Source organism: Mycobacterium gastri, assembly GCF_002102175.1.
Classification (GTDB): Bacteria; Actinomycetota; Actinomycetes; order Mycobacteriales; family Mycobacteriaceae; genus Mycobacterium; species Mycobacterium gastri.
Window position 1 is genome coordinate 22,394 of the sequence record NZ_LQOX01000119.1, and the last position, 17,483, is coordinate 39,876.

14 protein-coding genes are annotated in these 17,483 nt (G+C 60.4%); 8 read left to right on the top strand and 6 right to left on the bottom strand.

The genetic code is table 11. The features are described from left to right. The first annotated feature begins 2 nt into the window (after positions 1-2). Positions 3-659, top strand: a complete 657-nt coding sequence (locus AWC07_RS17200) for a class I SAM-dependent methyltransferase (protein WP_036409438.1) — start codon at positions 3-5, stop codon at positions 657-659. 230 nt (positions 660-889) lie between these two features. On the opposite strand, the gene AWC07_RS17205 is transcribed toward AWC07_RS17200, so the two are convergent. Genes AWC07_RS17205 through rfbH form a run of 3 tightly spaced genes read right to left on the bottom strand, consistent with a single transcriptional unit; the run spans position 890 to position 3,839 of the window. Beyond that, positions 890-1,390, bottom strand: a complete 501-nt coding sequence (locus AWC07_RS17205; RefSeq protein WP_036409440.1) for a GtrA family protein — start codon at positions 1,388-1,390, stop codon at positions 890-892. Further along, positions 1,387-2,403, bottom strand: a complete 1,017-nt coding sequence (gene rfbG / locus AWC07_RS17210) for a CDP-glucose 4,6-dehydratase (RefSeq protein ID WP_036409442.1) — start codon at positions 2,401-2,403, stop codon at positions 1,387-1,389. The genes AWC07_RS17205 and rfbG overlap by 4 nt, the downstream gene beginning before the upstream one ends. 2 nt (positions 2,404-2,405) lie before the next feature. Further along, a complete protein-coding gene (gene rfbH / locus AWC07_RS17215) occupies positions 2,406-3,839 on the bottom strand; it encodes a lipopolysaccharide biosynthesis protein RfbH (protein ID WP_233027082.1) in 1,434 nt (477 codons plus the stop codon). A gap of 78 nt (positions 3,840-3,917) precedes the next feature. Between rfbH and rfbF the strand changes: the two genes are divergently transcribed. From rfbF to AWC07_RS17250, 7 genes are all read left to right on the top strand, one after another. Next, the gene (rfbF, locus tag AWC07_RS17220) at positions 3,918-4,694 is read left to right on the top strand and encodes a glucose-1-phosphate cytidylyltransferase (protein ID WP_036414487.1); all 777 of its coding nucleotides are present in this window, start codon (positions 3,918-3,920) and stop codon (positions 4,692-4,694) included. Beyond that, the gene (locus AWC07_RS17225) at positions 4,676-5,752 is read left to right on the top strand and encodes a glycosyltransferase family 2 protein (protein WP_082277003.1); all 1,077 of its coding nucleotides are present in this window, start codon (positions 4,676-4,678) and stop codon (positions 5,750-5,752) included. Before rfbF ends, AWC07_RS17225 begins: the two co-directional genes overlap by 19 nt. Then, complete coding sequence (locus AWC07_RS17230) at positions 5,752-7,287, top strand: N-acetylneuraminate synthase family protein (protein WP_201258255.1); 1,536 nt, start codon at positions 5,752-5,754, stop codon at positions 7,285-7,287. The genes AWC07_RS17225 and AWC07_RS17230 overlap by 1 nt, the downstream gene beginning before the upstream one ends. Positions 7,288-7,328: 41 nt before the next feature. After that, on the top strand, positions 7,329-9,191 hold the full coding sequence (locus AWC07_RS17235; protein WP_075509714.1) for a thiamine pyrophosphate-binding protein: 1,863 nt from the start codon (positions 7,329-7,331) through the stop codon (positions 9,189-9,191). Further along, on the top strand, positions 9,175-9,882 hold the full coding sequence (locus AWC07_RS17240) for an HAD family hydrolase (protein ID WP_036419514.1): 708 nt from the start codon (positions 9,175-9,177) through the stop codon (positions 9,880-9,882). Before AWC07_RS17235 ends, AWC07_RS17240 begins: the two co-directional genes overlap by 17 nt. Positions 9,883-10,413: 531 nt before the next feature. After that, the gene (locus tag AWC07_RS27685; protein WP_167380095.1) at positions 10,414-11,025 is read left to right on the top strand and encodes a class I SAM-dependent methyltransferase; all 612 of its coding nucleotides are present in this window, start codon (positions 10,414-10,416) and stop codon (positions 11,023-11,025) included. A gap of 52 nt (positions 11,026-11,077) precedes the next feature. After that, a complete protein-coding gene (locus tag AWC07_RS17250) occupies positions 11,078-12,028 on the top strand; it encodes an FkbM family methyltransferase (protein WP_036419510.1) in 951 nt (316 codons plus the stop codon). Between the two features lie 35 nt (positions 12,029-12,063). Here the strand turns inward: AWC07_RS17250 and AWC07_RS17255 are convergent, their stop codons facing one another. The 3 genes from AWC07_RS17255 to AWC07_RS17265 form a co-directional block, all read right to left on the bottom strand. Then, positions 12,064-13,125 (bottom strand): NAD-dependent epimerase/dehydratase family protein, encoded by a 1,062-nt coding sequence (locus tag AWC07_RS17255; protein WP_051508267.1) that lies wholly within the window; start codon positions 13,123-13,125, stop codon positions 12,064-12,066. 361 nt (positions 13,126-13,486) lie between these two features. Next, entirely contained in the window at positions 13,487-14,995 is a 1,509-nt protein-coding gene (locus AWC07_RS17260; RefSeq protein ID WP_180276274.1) for a DUF2029 domain-containing protein, read from the bottom strand. A gap of 286 nt (positions 14,996-15,281) precedes the next feature. Next, positions 15,282-17,156 (bottom strand): hypothetical protein, encoded by a 1,875-nt coding sequence (locus tag AWC07_RS17265; RefSeq protein ID WP_244187619.1) that lies wholly within the window; start codon positions 17,154-17,156, stop codon positions 15,282-15,284. Positions 17,157-17,483 lie beyond the last annotated feature (327 nt).

A 17,483-nucleotide genomic window follows, 5' to 3' on the forward strand; every position in this document is an offset into this window, starting at 1 on the left:
CCATGCGTATCCTGCCGGAACCGGCAAGCGTCAGGCACTATTACGGCCACAAGCGGCCGGAGATGTTGCGGTTCATCCCGGACAACGCGCGACGCGTGCTCGAACTTGGCTGCGGGGCAGGCATGTTCAGTGCCGCGGTCAAGAAAAGCCGGGGTGCGGAAGTCTGGGGCATCGAGTACAACGAGGAAGCGGCCCGACGCGCCGGCGACATCCTCGATCATGTTCTGGCCGGAGACGCGAACGAGCGGATCACCGAGCTGCCTGATGGCTACTTCGACGCGATCGTTTGTAACGACGTGTTGGAGCATCTGGTCAATCCGCTCGAGACGCTGACGCAGCTTCGTAGCAAGCTCAAACCCGAAGGCGTCGTTGTCGCCTCGATCCCCAACATCCGCTACCTGCCCGCGCTGGGCAAGGTGGTGTTTCGAAGAGACTTCCCGCAGGAAGACTTCGGCATCTTCGACCGCACCCACTTGCGCTTCTTCACACGCAGCAGCATCGTGCGGATGTTCGAGGACGCGGGCTATTCCATGCAGCGGATCAAGGGCATCAACCCGTTCTTGGGGCCTTTTGGGGCGTTGTTCATCGTGTTGAGCGGCGGGCACTTCGCCGACGGGGTCTTTCTGCAGTACGCCTGTGTGGCGTCGCCGGCTGCGTGATGGCCAGCTTGCGCGAGCGCGTAGGTCACAGCGGCCTCGATAGCGCCGGCAGCAGCATTGACAACGCCAGCTGGTACCTCGGCGGCGCCGCATTGCCCCATCAATAGTGCCCGCGTCGGGCATGTCGTTGGCCCGTGAGGGATAGGGCCGGGCCCACTGCGGATGGTGGAGTTGAGGGTAACCGTCCTGGGTTTATCATCCCCGTCACCGATGCCGTGGTGGTACGCGCTCTAAGTTCGCCCGATATTTGAGGTCCCATCCTGAGACTCGGCGGGACCGCGCCGAAACGAAAAGTGCCGGTGGCCAAAGTAGCTCAGCACCGTAAGGGTCGCAATAATTAATGCCTGAGCTGGGATGCGGTTCATGCCCAGCTTGACCAGGAGGGGCAAGGCGAGAAGATTGATGGCCCCTGCGGTCAGATAGACACTCCAGAACCGCATTAGGTCGCGCAGCACATGGCCGCGAACGCGGAATACGAACCGCCTATGCATTACGAAGGCAGACAGCAGGGCCAGCACGTGCGTGAGGACGACCGTCACCATCGACCCCAAGACTTTGCCATATCGGTGGTCGATGAACTGGCCCACAATCACTGAGCAGGCGATGAAAATTGCGAAGCCAATCACCGTGTTGATGCCCCCGACCACAAGAAATGCCACGCGCTGGTCCCGGAAGAGTCGAATTAGCGGCCCCGGCGGCGCGGATTCGGGTGGCAGATCGAACTCAGTCATTGGAGGCTTTCGAATGTGGCGATCTGCTCGCGGGTCAGCTCCAGCGCGTCAGCACCCGAATACACGCGCCGCTCCCAGTCGATCGTCCATGCGACCGCGTCGCGAAATCCCAACCGATTCCGCCAGCCCAGTTCTGCTTGCGCCTTGGCGGCGTCGAGTGCAAGCAGGTTTGCTTCGTGTGGATGGTTCCCCCTATCCAGTTCCCAATGCGCGCCGCAGCCCCACAGTTCGGCCGCCAACGTCGCAACCTGGCCTACCTCGATATAGCTGTCATGGCCCGGACCAAAGTTCCATTGCCCCAGACCAGAGCCGGCCAGCAGCGCGTCGCCGAGGGTCAGGTACCCATTGAGGCAATCAAGTACGTGTTGCCACGGCCGCACCGCGCGCGGGAACCTCAGCTGGGGAGCCTTACCATTCGCATAGGCGTTCACCAGGTCCGGAAGCAGCCGATCACGACTGATGTCGCCGCCACCGATGACATTGCCGGCACGGGCAATGGCCGTGGGGCAACCGCCGAAACTGCGAATCCAGGACTGTGCCAGCAGATCGGCCATCGCTTTGGATGCGGCATACGGGTCGTCTCCCCCTAGGGGATCGGTTTCGACATAGCCGGCTTCTTGGTTGACGTTGCGGTAGACCTTGTCAGTCGTGATCACGACGTGCGCACGCACCGATTGGGTGGCCCCGACGGCCTCCAGAACGTTGAGCGTGCCAAAGACGTTGGTCTCGTAGGTGTAGCGCGGGTTGCGATACGACTCACGCACTAACGACTGGGCGGCCATGTGCAGCACAACGTCGGGGGCAACCGCTTGAATCGCTGCCGTGGTAGCCGTGGCGTCGCGGATGTCTACCCGCAGATCGGAGACAAGGTGGTCGGCGAGCCCCGCCCGCTGGAACAAGCTGCCCTGCTGCGGGTCGAGCGCCAGACCGGAAACCTGATGGCCTCGGCTGAGCAGAAGCAACGCCAGCCAAGCTCCCTTGAACCCGGTATGGCCAGTGACCAAGTAGTGCACGGCTATCGCGCGGCTTCGGCCATGTACTCGCCGATCGAGTCTGCCACGAAGTCGAGCATCGGAATGGTCAGCCCCGGGTAGGTGCCCACCCAAAATGTACGGTTCATCACGATATCGGTGTTGGTCAGGTCTCCCACGATCCGGAAGTCAACGTTGCGGTAGGCCGGCTGCTTGATGAGATTGCCGGCGAACAGCTGACGAAAGCCGATTTTGCGCTGGTCGAGGAACCGCATGAACTTGCTGCGTTCCACGGGGTGCGCGGGGTCGAGTGTGATCGGGAAACCGAACCACGACGGCTCCGATTTTGGTGTGGCGACTGGCAGGATTAGCCCATCGACTCGGGACAACCGCGCGGTCAGGTGGTCGAAGTTGTCCTTACGCGCCTGAACGAATCCGTCGAGCTTAGCCAACTGTGAAAGTCCAAGTGCGGCCTGCATGTCGGTGGCTTTCAAGTTGTATCCGATGTGGCTGTAGATGTACTTGTGGTCATAGCCCTTGGGCAGGCCGCCGAGTTGCCACTCAAAACGCTTTTGGCACGTGTTGTCGTTCCCCGGAGCGCAATAGCAGTCCCGCCCCCAGTCGCGGAAGGACTCGACCTGTTTACGGATTAGTGCCGACTTGACGAACACCGCACCGCCCTCGCCGGTCGTAATGTGGTGCGCGGGATAGAAACTCACGGTTGCGGTGTCGCCAAAACTCCCAGTGCGTTTGCCGTCATAGGTAGAGCCCAAGGCGTCGCACGAGTCCTCGACCAACCACAGTCCATGCTCGTCGCACAATTCCTGCACCGTGTCCAAGTCGAACGGATTGCCCAGGGTGTGCGCCATCATGATCGCCCGCGTCTTGGGCCCGACAGCTTCCCGCAGCCTCTCCGGGATAGCGTCGTACGTGCCCAGCTCGATGTCGACGACGACGGGCCGCAGTCCGTTCTGGATGATCGGATTGACGGTGGTGGGAAACCCGCATGCCACAGTCAGCACCTCGTCACCGGGCTCCAGCGGACGTTTTCCAAGTCTCTTTTTAGACCTGCCCAGCCTTGGACTAGTCAGGGCACTGAGGCCGCACAGGTTGGCGCTCGAGCCACTGTTGACGAAGACCGCACCGCGGGCACCCACATAACGGGACAGGGCGCGCTCGAACAACGGATGGAACCGGCCCGCAGTCAACCAACCGTCGAGGGACGCGTCGACCAGTGCGGCGAAGTCTTCCGGGTCAAGGACCTTGCCCGAGACGGGAACCGGCGTTGTGCCCGGGACAAACTCGGATGTCGCCAGCTTCCGCTTGGCATAGCCTCGAACCGCCGCAAGTATGTCCTCACGATCCGCCTCGAGCCCGTCTTCCTCGGAACCATCTGCATCGAACGTTGAAATCAGATCTCCTACTGACGTGTGAATCCAGATATTGCGGCCGAAAACCCCACGGGCGTGCCACTGCATTGATAGTGTGTCACCTACGCGACGCCGCGTCAGCAAAACCGCGCGGGGGGACGATAGATTGAGATTGGAAGACTCGTCGTGAAAGCCGTTCTGCTGGCGGGTGGTCTTGGCACGCGCATGCGTGAGGAGACCGAATTCCGCCCCAAGCCGATGGTCGAGGTGGGTGGTCGGCCGGTGCTGTGGCACATCATGAAAATTCTTGGTCACTACGGCATTTCCGAGTTTGTGGTGTGCACGGGCTACAAGAGCGAGCACATCAAGAACTACTTCACGAACTACGGGATCTCCAATCTGGACTTCACGGTGACCCTGGGTGACCAGTCGAACATTCGCTACCATGGCTCCCACGACGAATGCAATTGGCAGGTCACCGTCGCAGACACCGGTTTGAGCACGATGACCGGGGGCCGCATCAAACGCATTCAGAAGTACATAGGCTGCGAGACCTTCCTATGCACCTACGGCGACGGCATCGCCGACGTCGACATCCATGCCCTGCTGAAGTTCCACCGCTCGCATGGCAAACTCGCAACGATTACGGCCACCCAGCCGACTAGCCGATTTGGGGTCCTCGACCTAGAGGAGGACGGCGCAGTCGCCACATTCCGAGAGAAGCCACAGACTGACGACTGGGTCAACATCGGCTACTTCCTGTTCGAGCCCGCAGTGTTCGACTACATCGACGGCGACGACTCGGTCCTCGAGGACAAGCCGCTGTTTCGGCTCGCCCAAGAACACCAGATCGCCGCCTACCCGCACCACGGTTTCTGGCAACCAATGGATACCTACCGGGAAGCGCAACTGCTTAACAACCTTTGGAGCAACGGCAACCCACCATGGAAGGTGTGGCGGTGAAGAAAAAGATCGCATGCATCGTTCCTGCCTACAACGAAAGCGAATGTGTCTACGAGCTAGCAAGGCGGCTGGCCCTGATGTTCGATAGCGAGGCCGCTTATGACTTTGAGGCAATAATCGTAGAAAACGGGTCGACCGACGACACGATGGACAAACTGCTCACAATCAGCGCAGCGGACCCGCGGTTCAAGATCGTCCAATTAGCCCGCAACTTCGGGATGGACGGCGGGCTAACGGCCGGTCTCAATGTGGTTGACGCTGACGCCGTCGTTCTCATGACTGCTGACCTGCAGGATCCGCCCGAGTTCATCCCGGAGATGATCCGCAAATGGGAGGAGGGCTACGAGAACGTTTACGGACTGGTCACTGAACGACGAGGCACCGGCCCGATCCGCGCGATGAACTCCCGGCTGTTCTACTGGCTGGCGGGGAAAGTCACCGACGAGCGTATCACCAAGAACGCCAGCGACTTTCGCTTGGTTGACCGAAAAGTTTACGAAGTGGTTCGCTCGATGGACGAGCGCAACAGGTTCGTTCGGGGCCTGTTCTCCTGGGTAGGTTTCAAGTCGGTCGGGCTACCCATGGTGCGCCCGCCACGCTTCGCGGGCGAGTCCAAGGCATACAGCTTCGGCGTCATTAACCTGGCTTTCAAGGGCATCTTTGCGCACTCCTACATGCCGCTACGACTTATCACCATGACCGGTTTTCTCTTGAGCTTCATCGCGGCCGTCGCCGTCTTCGTGTTCGCAGTGCGCATCGTCTTCTACGGCGAACTTCCCTTCCATGGGTACGGTTCGCTCATCTGTGTCATGCTGATCGGCTTCGGGGTAGTCACGCTATTTCTCGGGGTCGTCGGCGAATACCTCGGGCTCATCTACGAGGAAGTCAAACAGCGGCCGAACTTCGTCATTACCAGAAAAGTCGGTATGGGACCGCTCCGATCCGGCTTAGAAGATGCGGAGGAGGGATGGAATGCCGTCCAAGCGCAGGCCCGCGAAATGACGAAATTCTCGGACAGGATGACGCCCGTCCCCCACCAACCGAGAGGTCGTTTGTAGTGCTGCAGGAAGCGAAAGCCCCGAAGGATGTTGCTCCATCACGCATTCCGGACTGGCTCTTCATCTTCGAAATGGCCAACAACCACATGGGCGACGTGGAACATGGCTTGCGCCTGATCAGTGAATTCGCTTCGCTCACAGGAGATTTCGACTTCAAGTTCGCCTTCAAGATGCAGTATCGCGCGCTCGACACGTTCATCCATCCCGACTACCACGGGCGCGACGACATCAAATACATCAAGCGGTTTGAGGAAACTCGCTTGCGCCCCGAGGAGTCGCGCAAGCTGGTGGATGCGATCCGCGACAACGGTTTCATTCCGGTCTGTACGCCCTTTGACGATGAATCGGTCGACAGAGTGGTGGCAGATGGCTTTGACATCCTCAAAATCGCGAGCTGCTCGCTCACCGACTGGCCGCTACTGGAGAAGGCGGTGGGCAGCACCCTGCCGATGATTGTCTCGACTGCAGGAGCAACTCTCGAAGAGATCGACAACGTCGTTGCGTTCCTCAAACACCGCGACAAAGATTTCGTGCTGATGCATTGCGTGGCTGAATATCCGACCAGCAACGACAAACTCCAGCTCAACCAGATCGACTTCCTGCGTCAACGCTATGAGGAGATCCGTATCGGGTACTCGACCCACGAATTCCCTACCGAGACGCTGCCAGTAGCGGTCGCTATTGGCAAGGGCTGCACCGTGTTCGAAAAACATGTCGGACTAGTCACCGACAAATACGGCATCAATGGCTATTCCGCCAGTCCCGAGCAGGCTCGGGCGTGGCTTGAGGCGGCACGCACAGCACGTACCATAAACGGCAAATCCGGTGAACGCACCACAGCGACACCCGACGAGCGGGCGAGTCTCTTGTCGCTGCGCCGAGGCGTCTTCGCCAATCGCGACATCGAGGCCGGCGAGAAGATCGGCAGTGGCGAGGTCTTCATGGCGATCCCCACCCAGGAAGACCATGTCACCGCCAACGACTGGTCAAAATACACTCATTTCTACGCCACGACTGAAATCAAGAAGAACGAACCGATTCTGACTTCGAACAGCCGGCGCGAGGAAGTGCGCGAGAAGGTGTTCTCCATCGTGCAAAGTGTGAAGTCGCTGCTGGAACGCGCCAACGTGGTGATTCCCGGCCGGGCTGATCTCGAAATCTCACACCATTACGGCATCGATAAGTTTGACGAATTTGGGATCACCATGATCACCGTGGTGAACCGCGAATATTGCAAGAAGCTTATTGTCGTACTGCCCGGACAAAAACATCCCGAGCAGTATCACAATCGCAAAGAAGAGACTTTTCACGTTCTCTACGGCGACCTCGACGTCGTGCTCGACGGAGAGGCGCGCCAATGCGGACCCGGCGACGTCATCACAATCGAACGCACGGTACGCCATGCTTTCAATAGCAAGAACGGCGCGATCTTCGAGGAGATCTCCTCGACCCATTACAAAGATGATTCGTTCTATATCGATCCGAAGATCGGCGAGAACATGGAGCGTAAGACTTTTCTCACGCATTGGATGTGATGAGAACAGCGACTGTCGCGCCCGATAAGACGAACCCCGGCATGTCCCAGACCATGCGACTCGCGGATTATCTGTTTGCGCGCTTGCGAGACGAGGGCGTCGACGCAGTTTTTCTCGTCCCAGGCGGCGGGGCGATGTATCTCGTCGACGCCCTCGGACAGAACCGAGAACTCCGTTATGTGCCCACCCATCACGAACAGGCGGCGGCGATTGCCGCTGAAGCCTACTCGCGCATCAATGGCCACCTCGGCTGCGCGCTCGTCACAACCGGCCCCGGCGCGACCAACGCAATCACCGGGGTCGCGGGCGCGTGGATCGAATCGGTACCGCTTCTTGTCATTTCTGGCCAAGTCAAGCGTGCTGACCTTATGGGCAACAGCGGCGTGCGACAAAAAGGTCCGCAGGAAGTCGACATCGTCTCGATGGTGAAGCCAATCACAAAATATGCGGTGACGGTGCCGGATCCATCGGAGATTCGCTACCACTTCGAGAAGGCGGTGCATCTGGCCACTACTGGTCGGCGCGGGCCGGTCTGGCTGGACATTCCCCTCGACGTTCAAGCCGCGCAGATCAACCCTTCCGCGCTCAAGGGCTATGTTCCTTCGACAACCGGCTCCAAGAACCTCACCGCCGACGCGACCGCGGTCCTCGACCTCGTCAACGCGGCCGAACGGCCGATCATTCTCGCGGGGCACGGCATTCGCCTCGCCGAGGCGGCGGAGGATTTCGGCACCCTGTATGAGACGCTTGGGATTCCAGTCGTCACTACGTGGAACGCGACCGACCTCATTCCCTCGAACCACCGCCTTTCGGTGGGAAAGCCCGGCACAGTCGCGCTGCGCCCACCAAATTTCGCCATCCAGAACAGCGACCTCGTTTTGTCCATCGGCGCTCGGCTCGACAATGTCGTGACTGCCTACAACCCGGCGAAGTTCGGCCGTCATGCGCCCAAGGTCATCGTTGACGTCGATCCCGCCGAACTAGGCAAATTCCCCGACGACATGAATATCGCGCGCACAGTCTGTGCCGACGCGCGGGACTTCATCCGCGCGATGCTGGAACAGAAGCCACGGATGATTGCCAAGGATCGCTCATCCTGGCTCGACCATTGCAACGATTGGAAGGCGCGGTATCCGATTAACGACGGTGCGCCGTTCCCGAAGTCGGGCGTCATCAGCCATTACCACCTCACCAAGGTGCTCGCCGACGAGATCCCTGAAAACACACTTATCGTCACGGGCAGCTCGGGGCTAGCGATCGAGATCTTCCACACCGGCTTCGCGAACAAGCCGGGGCAGCGGATCTTTCTCACTTCTGGCCTCGGCGCAATGGGCTACGGCTTGCCGGCGATGGTCGGGGCGGGTTTAGCCTCAGACGCTAAATCCTTTGTGGGCATCGAGGGCGACGGCAGCCTCATGATGAATGTCCAAGAGCTGCAGACCATCCGCATGCTCGACCTACCGCTCAAGCTCTTCCTTTTTAACAATGGCGGCTATGCCTCGATCCGCAACACGCAGCGCAACTATTTCGAGGGTCACTATGTCGGGACCGGACCAGAAGGACGCCTTGGCCTGCCCGATTTCGTGGCGCTTGCAAAGGCTAACGGCATCGAGTCGATGCGCATCCAGGACGTAGGTGAACTCGCTCTGGTTGTGCGCGAAGCACTTTCGCAGCGTGGACCACTTATCGTGGACGTGCAGGTCCAGCACGACGAGGCACTTTGGCCAAAATCTGCCGCGCTGCCCCAGCCTGACGGATCGATTCGCTCGATGCCGCTAGAGGACATGTCGCCGCTACTGCCGCGGGCAGAGTTCGGCGCCAACATGCTAGTGCCGCTGGATCCAGCGTCGAAAAACTTGCCCGAACGACTCATCGAACAGTCCAAAAATGGTGCCAAACCCTAGCCCGAACTCGACCGGTGCGATCCTGTTCGATCTCGATGGCACGCTCGTCGACAGCGCCCCAACGATGACGCGGGGCCTCAATGAGATGGCGCGTCGCCGCGGTGCCCCACCTGTCGAGATAGCATCGGTGCGCCGATGGGTAAGCCTTGGCGGCGAGGCGATGCTGCGCGGAGCGTTCGGCATGCAGACCGACCCAATCGGTGATCTCGACCAATTCCGCGACATCCTGCGCCGCCAGCGCGCCGACCCTACCGACCTCTACCCTGGCGTGCATGCCATGCTCACGGCTCTAAGAAAACGCGGCTACCGTACCGCGATCTGCACAAATAAGCGCGAAGAAATCGCAGTAGCCTATGTGGCCGGGCTCGGTATCGCCGCTTACTTCGATGTCATCGTCGGCGGGGCCCCTGGCCGCGAGCTCAAGCCAGATCCGTTGCTTGCCCATATGGCACTGAAGCAGCTGGGAGCACAAGCAGACGAAGCAATCTTGGTCGGGGACAGCGAGATCGACGCCGACACCGCGATAGCCGCCGGGCTCCGTTTTGTCCTCGTAACGTTCGGATATCCCCATGGCAACATCGACGCGATTCCAGCAGATGCGCGACTCAACAGCTTCGATGCGCTGCCCTTCCTGGTGAGCTCGATGTCCGCCCACAGATGTACGCGACAGGCAGAGGGAACTCGCGGATGACTTCGCGATGCTGGTTCGGCAGGTGCGCCTTTCGCGACACCTCAAAGCTTTTAGATCTCAAAACCCGGTCAGGCGCTCACCTATCGCGTACCAGTGTTGATATGCGGTCGCACCGAGATGGTGTTCCGGCGGGTGAGTCCGGCTGGCTACCAACGGATTTCGGAGACGAATCCATCATCAGTTTGCCATACTCCGAGTCGAACGGGGGTTCATAGCGGCATGTCTCAGCTGTGCCCAATTTGCGGGAGCCCAGGGACCATCCGGGCGTACGGCCGAATAGCGCCATTTATTCTTCAGCTGCGAGGTGACACGAGGGACGTTCCGCGCGATACCACGCTATGCGGTTGCGACAAATGCGATTTGGTCTACTTCTCCCATCGCTTTGATGACAAGACTCTCGCCGCCATATATTCGGACTACCACAACGACCGATACCTATCGGTCCGACGACACTGGGAACCTTGGTACTCGCGGGATGTTCATAACGCGATGGAACCCGGATCGGAGGCGGTCGCCGAGCGCATCCGGTTTGTGACCAGCATCGTCGAGCCGCATGTCCAAATAGACACCTTGCGAAACATCGTCGACTACGGGGGCGACGAAGGTCAGTTCTTCCCACCGGGTTACTTGGGCCCGAAGTACGTGATCGACGTTTCGGGAAAGAACATGGTCGAGGGCGTCCAGGCTGCCTCATCACTTGCTGAGCTTCCCGAGCGACCGCACCTGGTGACCGCATGTGGCGTTCTCGAACACCTCATCGACCCCGTGGCGACGGTGAAAGAGATCCGAGCCGCGCTCGCTGATGATGGATTGTTTTACGCTGAGGTGCCGCTGGACCGGCCCAAAGTTCGCCAATGGCACTCTCAGGCACGTTATCGCCGTTTCCTTGACTGGGTTTCTGCTACCCGTGGCAGCTGGATTGTCTCGGATTTCGTCTCCGGCGTCGCGCGCAATTTTGGGCGCACGGTGCCGAGGCTGGGGGCTGTCAAGCAGAGCGAGCACATCAACTACTTCTCCACCCAATCTCTGGAGCAGCTGCTCATTGGCGGTGGGTTTCGTGTACTCAGAGCCCAGGCCGACCCGAAGATGAGCTACGGCGGTATGCGTCTGGGCCGACTGGGGGCTCTTGCGGTTCCGGTATGAGTGGTGACAGTTCCAAAAGGACACGGCAATTCGATGACTGGGAGAATCCGCTTTGAGCATCAAGGACACCGTCAGAAACATTATCAACCGGAATGCGCTGACACGAAAATGGTTTGTAGCATTTTGTGCGCGTTTCACCATCCGCCTGTTTACCCTGCAACGGTTTCTCAGCATCACAGATCTGAAGGGAAAATTGCAGATGGCTGCGTGGCGGCGGGTGCTCGCGTCGCTTGAAGGAACTCCGCTCGAAAGGATCGAGATTGCAGCGGGGAAGGCCACTTTTGTCTACCAAGACGACTGTGCTTTCGAGGTGTCTAACTCCGACACATCGCATAGCCATGCATTGTGGCTCAGTGCAGAATACGAAAAGACGGAAACCGCTTTACTCCGCCGGATCGTTAAGCCGGGTTGGACGACGATCGACGCCGGCGCCAACTACGGTTGGCACGCCGTCCATCTTTCGCGGCTCGTAGGACCGGACGGAAAAGTCTTCGCCTTTGAACCGGTGCCCGACACCTTCCAGGAATTGAACGCCAATGTGGCGCTCAATTCATGCCAGAATCTTGAAATGTTTCGCGTGGCCGTCGGAAACAGCGCAGATCCAATCAACATATATGTCCCACAAATCGCGTTGGGCGCCGGGGCCGCATCACAATTCCTGGATTCCGGCCAGAAAATTCAAGTTCCGATGACCACCTTGGACGATTTTGTAAGAGACAATTGCCTGGCCCGGGTCGACTTTATCAAGGCTGACATTGAAGGTGGTGAGTTGGACCTGCTGCGCGGTGGCGAAAACCTGCTGAAGATGTTTCGACCCATCATCTTGATCGAGATCGTCGATATCCATTGCCGGCGTTTTGGTCACGCGCCACAGGAGGTTTACCAATACCTGGTCGAAAGAGGCTACACCGGCCGTTATATCGCAGATCGAGGAGACCTTGTGGACCTTGACCCCCAGCATCTGCCAAACGGAAATTTTCTGTTCGAACCACAAGATTCCTGAAGCTCACGCGGAAGCTGCCATCAACTCCACCAGATTCATTGGAAGCTCTTGAGCGTCCGAAGAAAGCCTTCGTGCGGCTCAGTCCGAGGTGCCCAGCCCAGGCTGCGCAAGCGGGACACATCGGGACAGCCGCGCTGGATCGGGCTCGGCAGGTAAGTATCGGCGGCCTCGGCCGCCTCCCGGCGCACTGCCAGCCCGCGTTCCGGCTCCAGCCCGGCGACTAGATTCGCCAGCTCGAGGACGGTCAGCTCTGCTCGGTCATTACCTACGTTGTAGGCCGTGCCGGGAGCACCTTTGAGCAGGATGGTGAAGCAGCCTTCCACGGTGTCAGCCAGGTAGCAGAACGCTCTGCTCACCCGGCCATCGCTGCGCATCACCAGGTCACGACCTGCCAGGGCGTCACCGACGAAATCGGAAAACACCCGACCGTCGCACAGAGTCATGCCCGGTCCATAGGTATGGAAGATCCTCGCCATGGTGGTGGGCACGCCTTCCTGTGCGGCATAGCAGGCGCACAACGTCTCCCCTGCGCGCTTCCCCTCGGCATAGCAGGACCGCACCTGTGTTGGATCCAAGAACCCGTACGCGTCTTCGTGGGTGGGAATGACCTGGTCATTGCCAAGGCCGTACACCTCGCCAGAACTAAAGAACAGAAACCCGTCGGGTGGCCTAAGCTCCAGCAGTTCGCGAGTAGCGAGCACGTTGGTGGCGAAGGTGCCGACCGGATCCCGGCCGAAAGCTCTGGGGGTACCCGGACTGGCAGCGTGGACGACGAAGTTGACCGGCTGATCCCTGGGCGCCGGGGCACATGCGTCCTGGACCACGAACCCCAGATCGGCTCGCGCATCATGAGCCGGGAACCTCGCCCGGAGGGCTTCGGCGCGCCGGGCCAGTGCCAGCACCCGGACCGGCGCCTGGCCGCGGGTCTCGTTCAGACGCAGGAGGGTCTCAACCATGTAGGCGCCCAGAAAGCCAGCCGCCCCCGTTACCAGCACGGTCCGCCCGGCAAAGCGCTCCCAGGGCAGCGGCGCTTCGAGGATCTGGTCTAGGTCGGCCTCGACGATCGGGTGGCGAGCGACGGCAGTAATGGGGAGCATTCTAACCGCAGTTTGGTCGGGGCTCGCGAGTTCATCAAAGACAGGAGCCGCCTGAAGGTGGAGTGGAAATGGATTTGCACAGCCGCCTTGAGGAACTCCTACCCCAACTGGAAGACGTGTCTCCGGAACCGGACACGTCTCGACACCGAATGGAACGCCCTAAAGCCGTGTCCGGTGGACTGCTCCGCCGGTTGGCCGTCGTAGCGTGCACGATCGACGGCTGTGTAGCGCGGGCTACGTCGTGAAGCCGGTTTGCTTTCATCGCCAGCGCGGTGATCGCCTGACGCGCGCATTCGAGGCCACTTGTCCTCCTAAATCAACGGCCCCGAGTGCGCGGATACCCGAATTCAGCAGGCGGATTTCACTTGTGATCACCTTGCGGTGCGGCGACGAGTCCTGCTTCGTCCAACTCCGATTCAGCAGAGCCATCCGCTCGGGCGTGGAGAGCCGGTCTTCGCGCATACGAGAAGATGATCGCCGCGCACGCGATCATCCATGCAATCGGTGCCAGGGCCGCAGTTGTGTAAACGATCGGCGTGCTACCGACGACCCCAACGACCCCCAGTTGCCCAGCGATCGGCGTCAGCATCGGAGGCCCGGGTAGGGCGATGTGCGCGATGCTCAGCGCCGCTGCAAGACTCACGCAAATGCCGACCGCGCGACGGCCGTCACCGAGGACCGCGAACCGGTCGAAAATCCCAGATCCCGGCTGCCCCTCCGGATCCCGCACCACCAGCGCCGCAACCGGCAACGCGAACACCAGATAGGTTTGGTACACCAGGACGGGGAAAAGTGACGCGGTGACCAGCAACGAAATACCCACCATGACTGGGGAAATACGTCGCCCCAGAGCAAGTACCGAGACAACGACCAATGCAAGTACTAAGTACCCCACGTGCAATCGTGCGCCATCAAGAAAGCCGTTTGACAAATAGCCCCATTGTGGGTGGGAGATCCTATCCGGAATGAATAAGATCCCCTTTCCGAAAGACACGTTATAAGGACCGACAAGCATTGAGAGCGAACCGCCGTAGTTGAGGACGCCATGGATCGACTGCGCGACAGTTCTCGGCAAGTCGCGAGGCCACAGCAGATAAGCGGCCAGATTGGAAACAACGACCCCCATGACCGCTATGCTGCCCAGCCGCCATTGTCGGGCAGCGAACAACGCGACAGCCAGTAGCGCGAATTGTGGTTTCACCAGCGCTGCCAACACCACCATGATCGCTACCAGCTTCCACCGGCGTCGCTGCAACCCCACCAGAAAGACCAACTCGATCGGTGTCACAAATCCCACCGAATTGCCCCGATCAATCACCGCCCACACCGGAATGGCTGCGACGCTCAACGTAAGAAATACCACCACACGCTCTAGACCGCGAGCGCCCCGGGCCGCCCAGACAGCCGAAGCCAGCAAGGCGATCGTCAAAACGAGCAGATAAGCCAACAAGCCCAGTCGCGGGGCATGCAGCAATCTGCCGAGAAGCCCGAAAAATGTTTGCGGCACCAACCCGGCCGCAGGGTAGTTGCTGCCCCCCAAGCGGTAATTGTCCCAGGGCAGCATTAGCGGGTAGGGCTCCCAAGGATTGGCTCGCAGCCCCACGTCCATCGAAATTCCATAATCGGAGAAGCAGTGCCGGCCGATTCGCGTACCCCAATCGAGCCAGCAGTCCTGGGGTGGGAAAACAAGAGAGCTAAGCACATCGATCGAGTAATACTGCACGAGAACGAAGCTCGTCACCGCTGACAGCGCTGACACCAGCAGAATGGTGCCCAGCAGGAGCGTGCGCTCGGATTGGCGAGTTAATGCCAAGAGCTGCTGCCGGATTGGGGTGACGGCCCGCCGTGCCACCTCAGCAGGTCCACTCACGGACGATTCCCCTCGGTTCGGATTGAGCCTCCGGCAAGAGTGAGGCGCTCAAGCAGGCTACCGGGAGACACTCTAATGTCCGCGTTGGGCCAGCGCCGACGAATACAGATGTTCATGCCCGCTCATGGTGACCCACCAAGCGGCGCAAGGCGTTGGCCGTCGTACCGGATCGACGAAACACCTTTCCTGCCGACAACTACCGCGCCGCGTCCGGCGTCCAAACCCCTGTACGTGGTGCCGTTGCCCGCTACCGAGAAAAAGCTGAACGGCATGCCTGGGCCGCGGCCTACGGTCCAACGCGCATCTCATAAAAGCGCAATCGTGCAGAAACCAAGGGCTCATTGAGATTTACGGTACGGCCGACACCAATGGTGTGAGCCTGGATCTGCAGATTCGTGTCCGCTGCCGAAGCAGGGGTGTTGACGAGAAACGGCTCGGCCGCGTTCGTCGCGATGAGGCGGTAGGTGACCCCATCGACCACGAGCGTGAAGGTGCTCAGTGGAGCGATCTTTCCGTGGAAGTACCGGTCGGCGAAGGTCTGATCCAGATCAATTCCAACGAGCACCGCCCTATCCGGTGCGCTGGGAGCGGGAATCGGAACCGCATGGTCTTCCCGCACGGAGACCTCCGACAGCTTGGTGAGCGGTCCGCAGTGGGGGGCGGTGTGTCTGAACAGGGCCCAGCGGTTCTCGACACCGCTCAGCGTGTAGTTGCACAGCAGCGCACGCGAATACAGCGGGGATTCTTGCACGCCAAGCCGGCCGTCGATACCGAGGGCGGGCATGGCCGGCGATAGGCGGGAGAGCACGAATTGCGGCCCGTTAGCGAGTGATTCGCCGTTGAGGGCATCGAGCATGGGCGTGAGAGCCTGATATGTCTGGAAGACCGGTGTCGGGTGCCACGTTAGATCGTAGGCCCATGCGGCCGAAATCTCGTGGGGGTCAATGTGTACCGTGCTCGACCCGATGGTTTTGATGAAGCGGTCCGGAATACCGTAAAGCGCACGCTGGCGTGCTTTGGCTTCTTCGATTTTGCGCTGCACATGACCGGGCGAGGCGAACGTGACCATGCGGTCCACCGCTTGCACCGGTGCCCGCATCGCCAGCACACCGCGGTCGGAGAGGGCGGGAGTCCCCCCAAGGTCGACCACGACAACCAACGCGACTGCCAGCGCAGCCACCACCAGGGTACGACGGCGAGCCCGGGGCCAAGGGGTGATGGCCAGCGCAACAACCATCACGCCGACCAAAATGGCGAAGTGCCACGGTTCGAAACGTCCGAACGCGGCCTTTCCGGCGATCAGGCTCGCGAGGCCGACGAGCACCAGGTAGCGGCGCGGGATGTCGTGGCCTCCCCGTACGAACACCACGCAGAGCCCGCCCATCCAGGCCACGCTCAAGACGATTGACGGTAGGGCCCACTGTGGGAGGGGCGCGGTCGCCATTCCGTCGGTGTAACCCGATGCAATCGCGGCGCTGCCCCGAAGCCACGCCGGAAGATCTCCCGGTCGTTGGCCGGCGAGCACCCAGCAGACGAGGGTAGACACTGCGAATGCGGCTACCGTTGCGCAATGCCGGCCGACAGCTTTCCAGCCGAGCAATACCGACGTGGCCAACGCGATAACCATGATCGCAAGGCCGGTGTTGAATTTCATCAACAGCTGAAAGCCTGCGACGGCGCCGAGCACGACGCAGGTGGTGAACACCCTCGACCGCTTGGGCTCGCGCTGCAACAGGGGCACGCTCGCCCACACGAACGCCGCGAGAACCCCCAGCTCGGGATACATCATTTCCAGGGAGGAAGACCCTCGGAGAGCCAAACCATGACCGAGGTGCAGGACGGTGAGGATACCGGTCAACGCGAACGCGCCGAGAAGTGATGGCAGCGGAGGGTGGCGCAGGCGCAGGGCTGCCGCGATGCCGAGGAACAGCGCGGCGATGACAATCAGCTGGCAGATCGTGGCGAGCAGCGACTGCTCGAATGAGTAGTAGGCGCTGGTCCGCAGGAAGCCAAGGGGCCCGTAGGTGAACACCAGCTCGCGACCCCACGCAATATGGTCAATTCGGGCCATAGCGAGCCCGGCCTGCCAAGACGGATCGAGCCCGACGTTAGGATCGGCCGATGGCTGTGGCCAGAAGATGACAGCGGCGAGGACAGCCACCAGAACTCGTTGCCATAACGCGGAGCCCCATGTTGTCGTCGAGAACCACGTTCCCACTCGTCGCGACGCCGTCAGGGTACCCACGCGCCCGCGGCCACGTCCGCGTTCTACCAATGAGTCCAAGAGAATTCGCAGTTTTTGTCGCTGGTGACGATCACCATGGAGTTCGTCGCTTCTTTGCGGGCAGCTCGTCTCCGAGTTGTGCGGCGATCGACCAGCACGCTGCTCACCATCGTGTGTGCGGCCTGGCTCGCGGGCCGCATCAACGGCCACAGGCGAATACCCAACTGGTTGAGGCACAGCGCGACAGGTTCACCTTGGAATGGA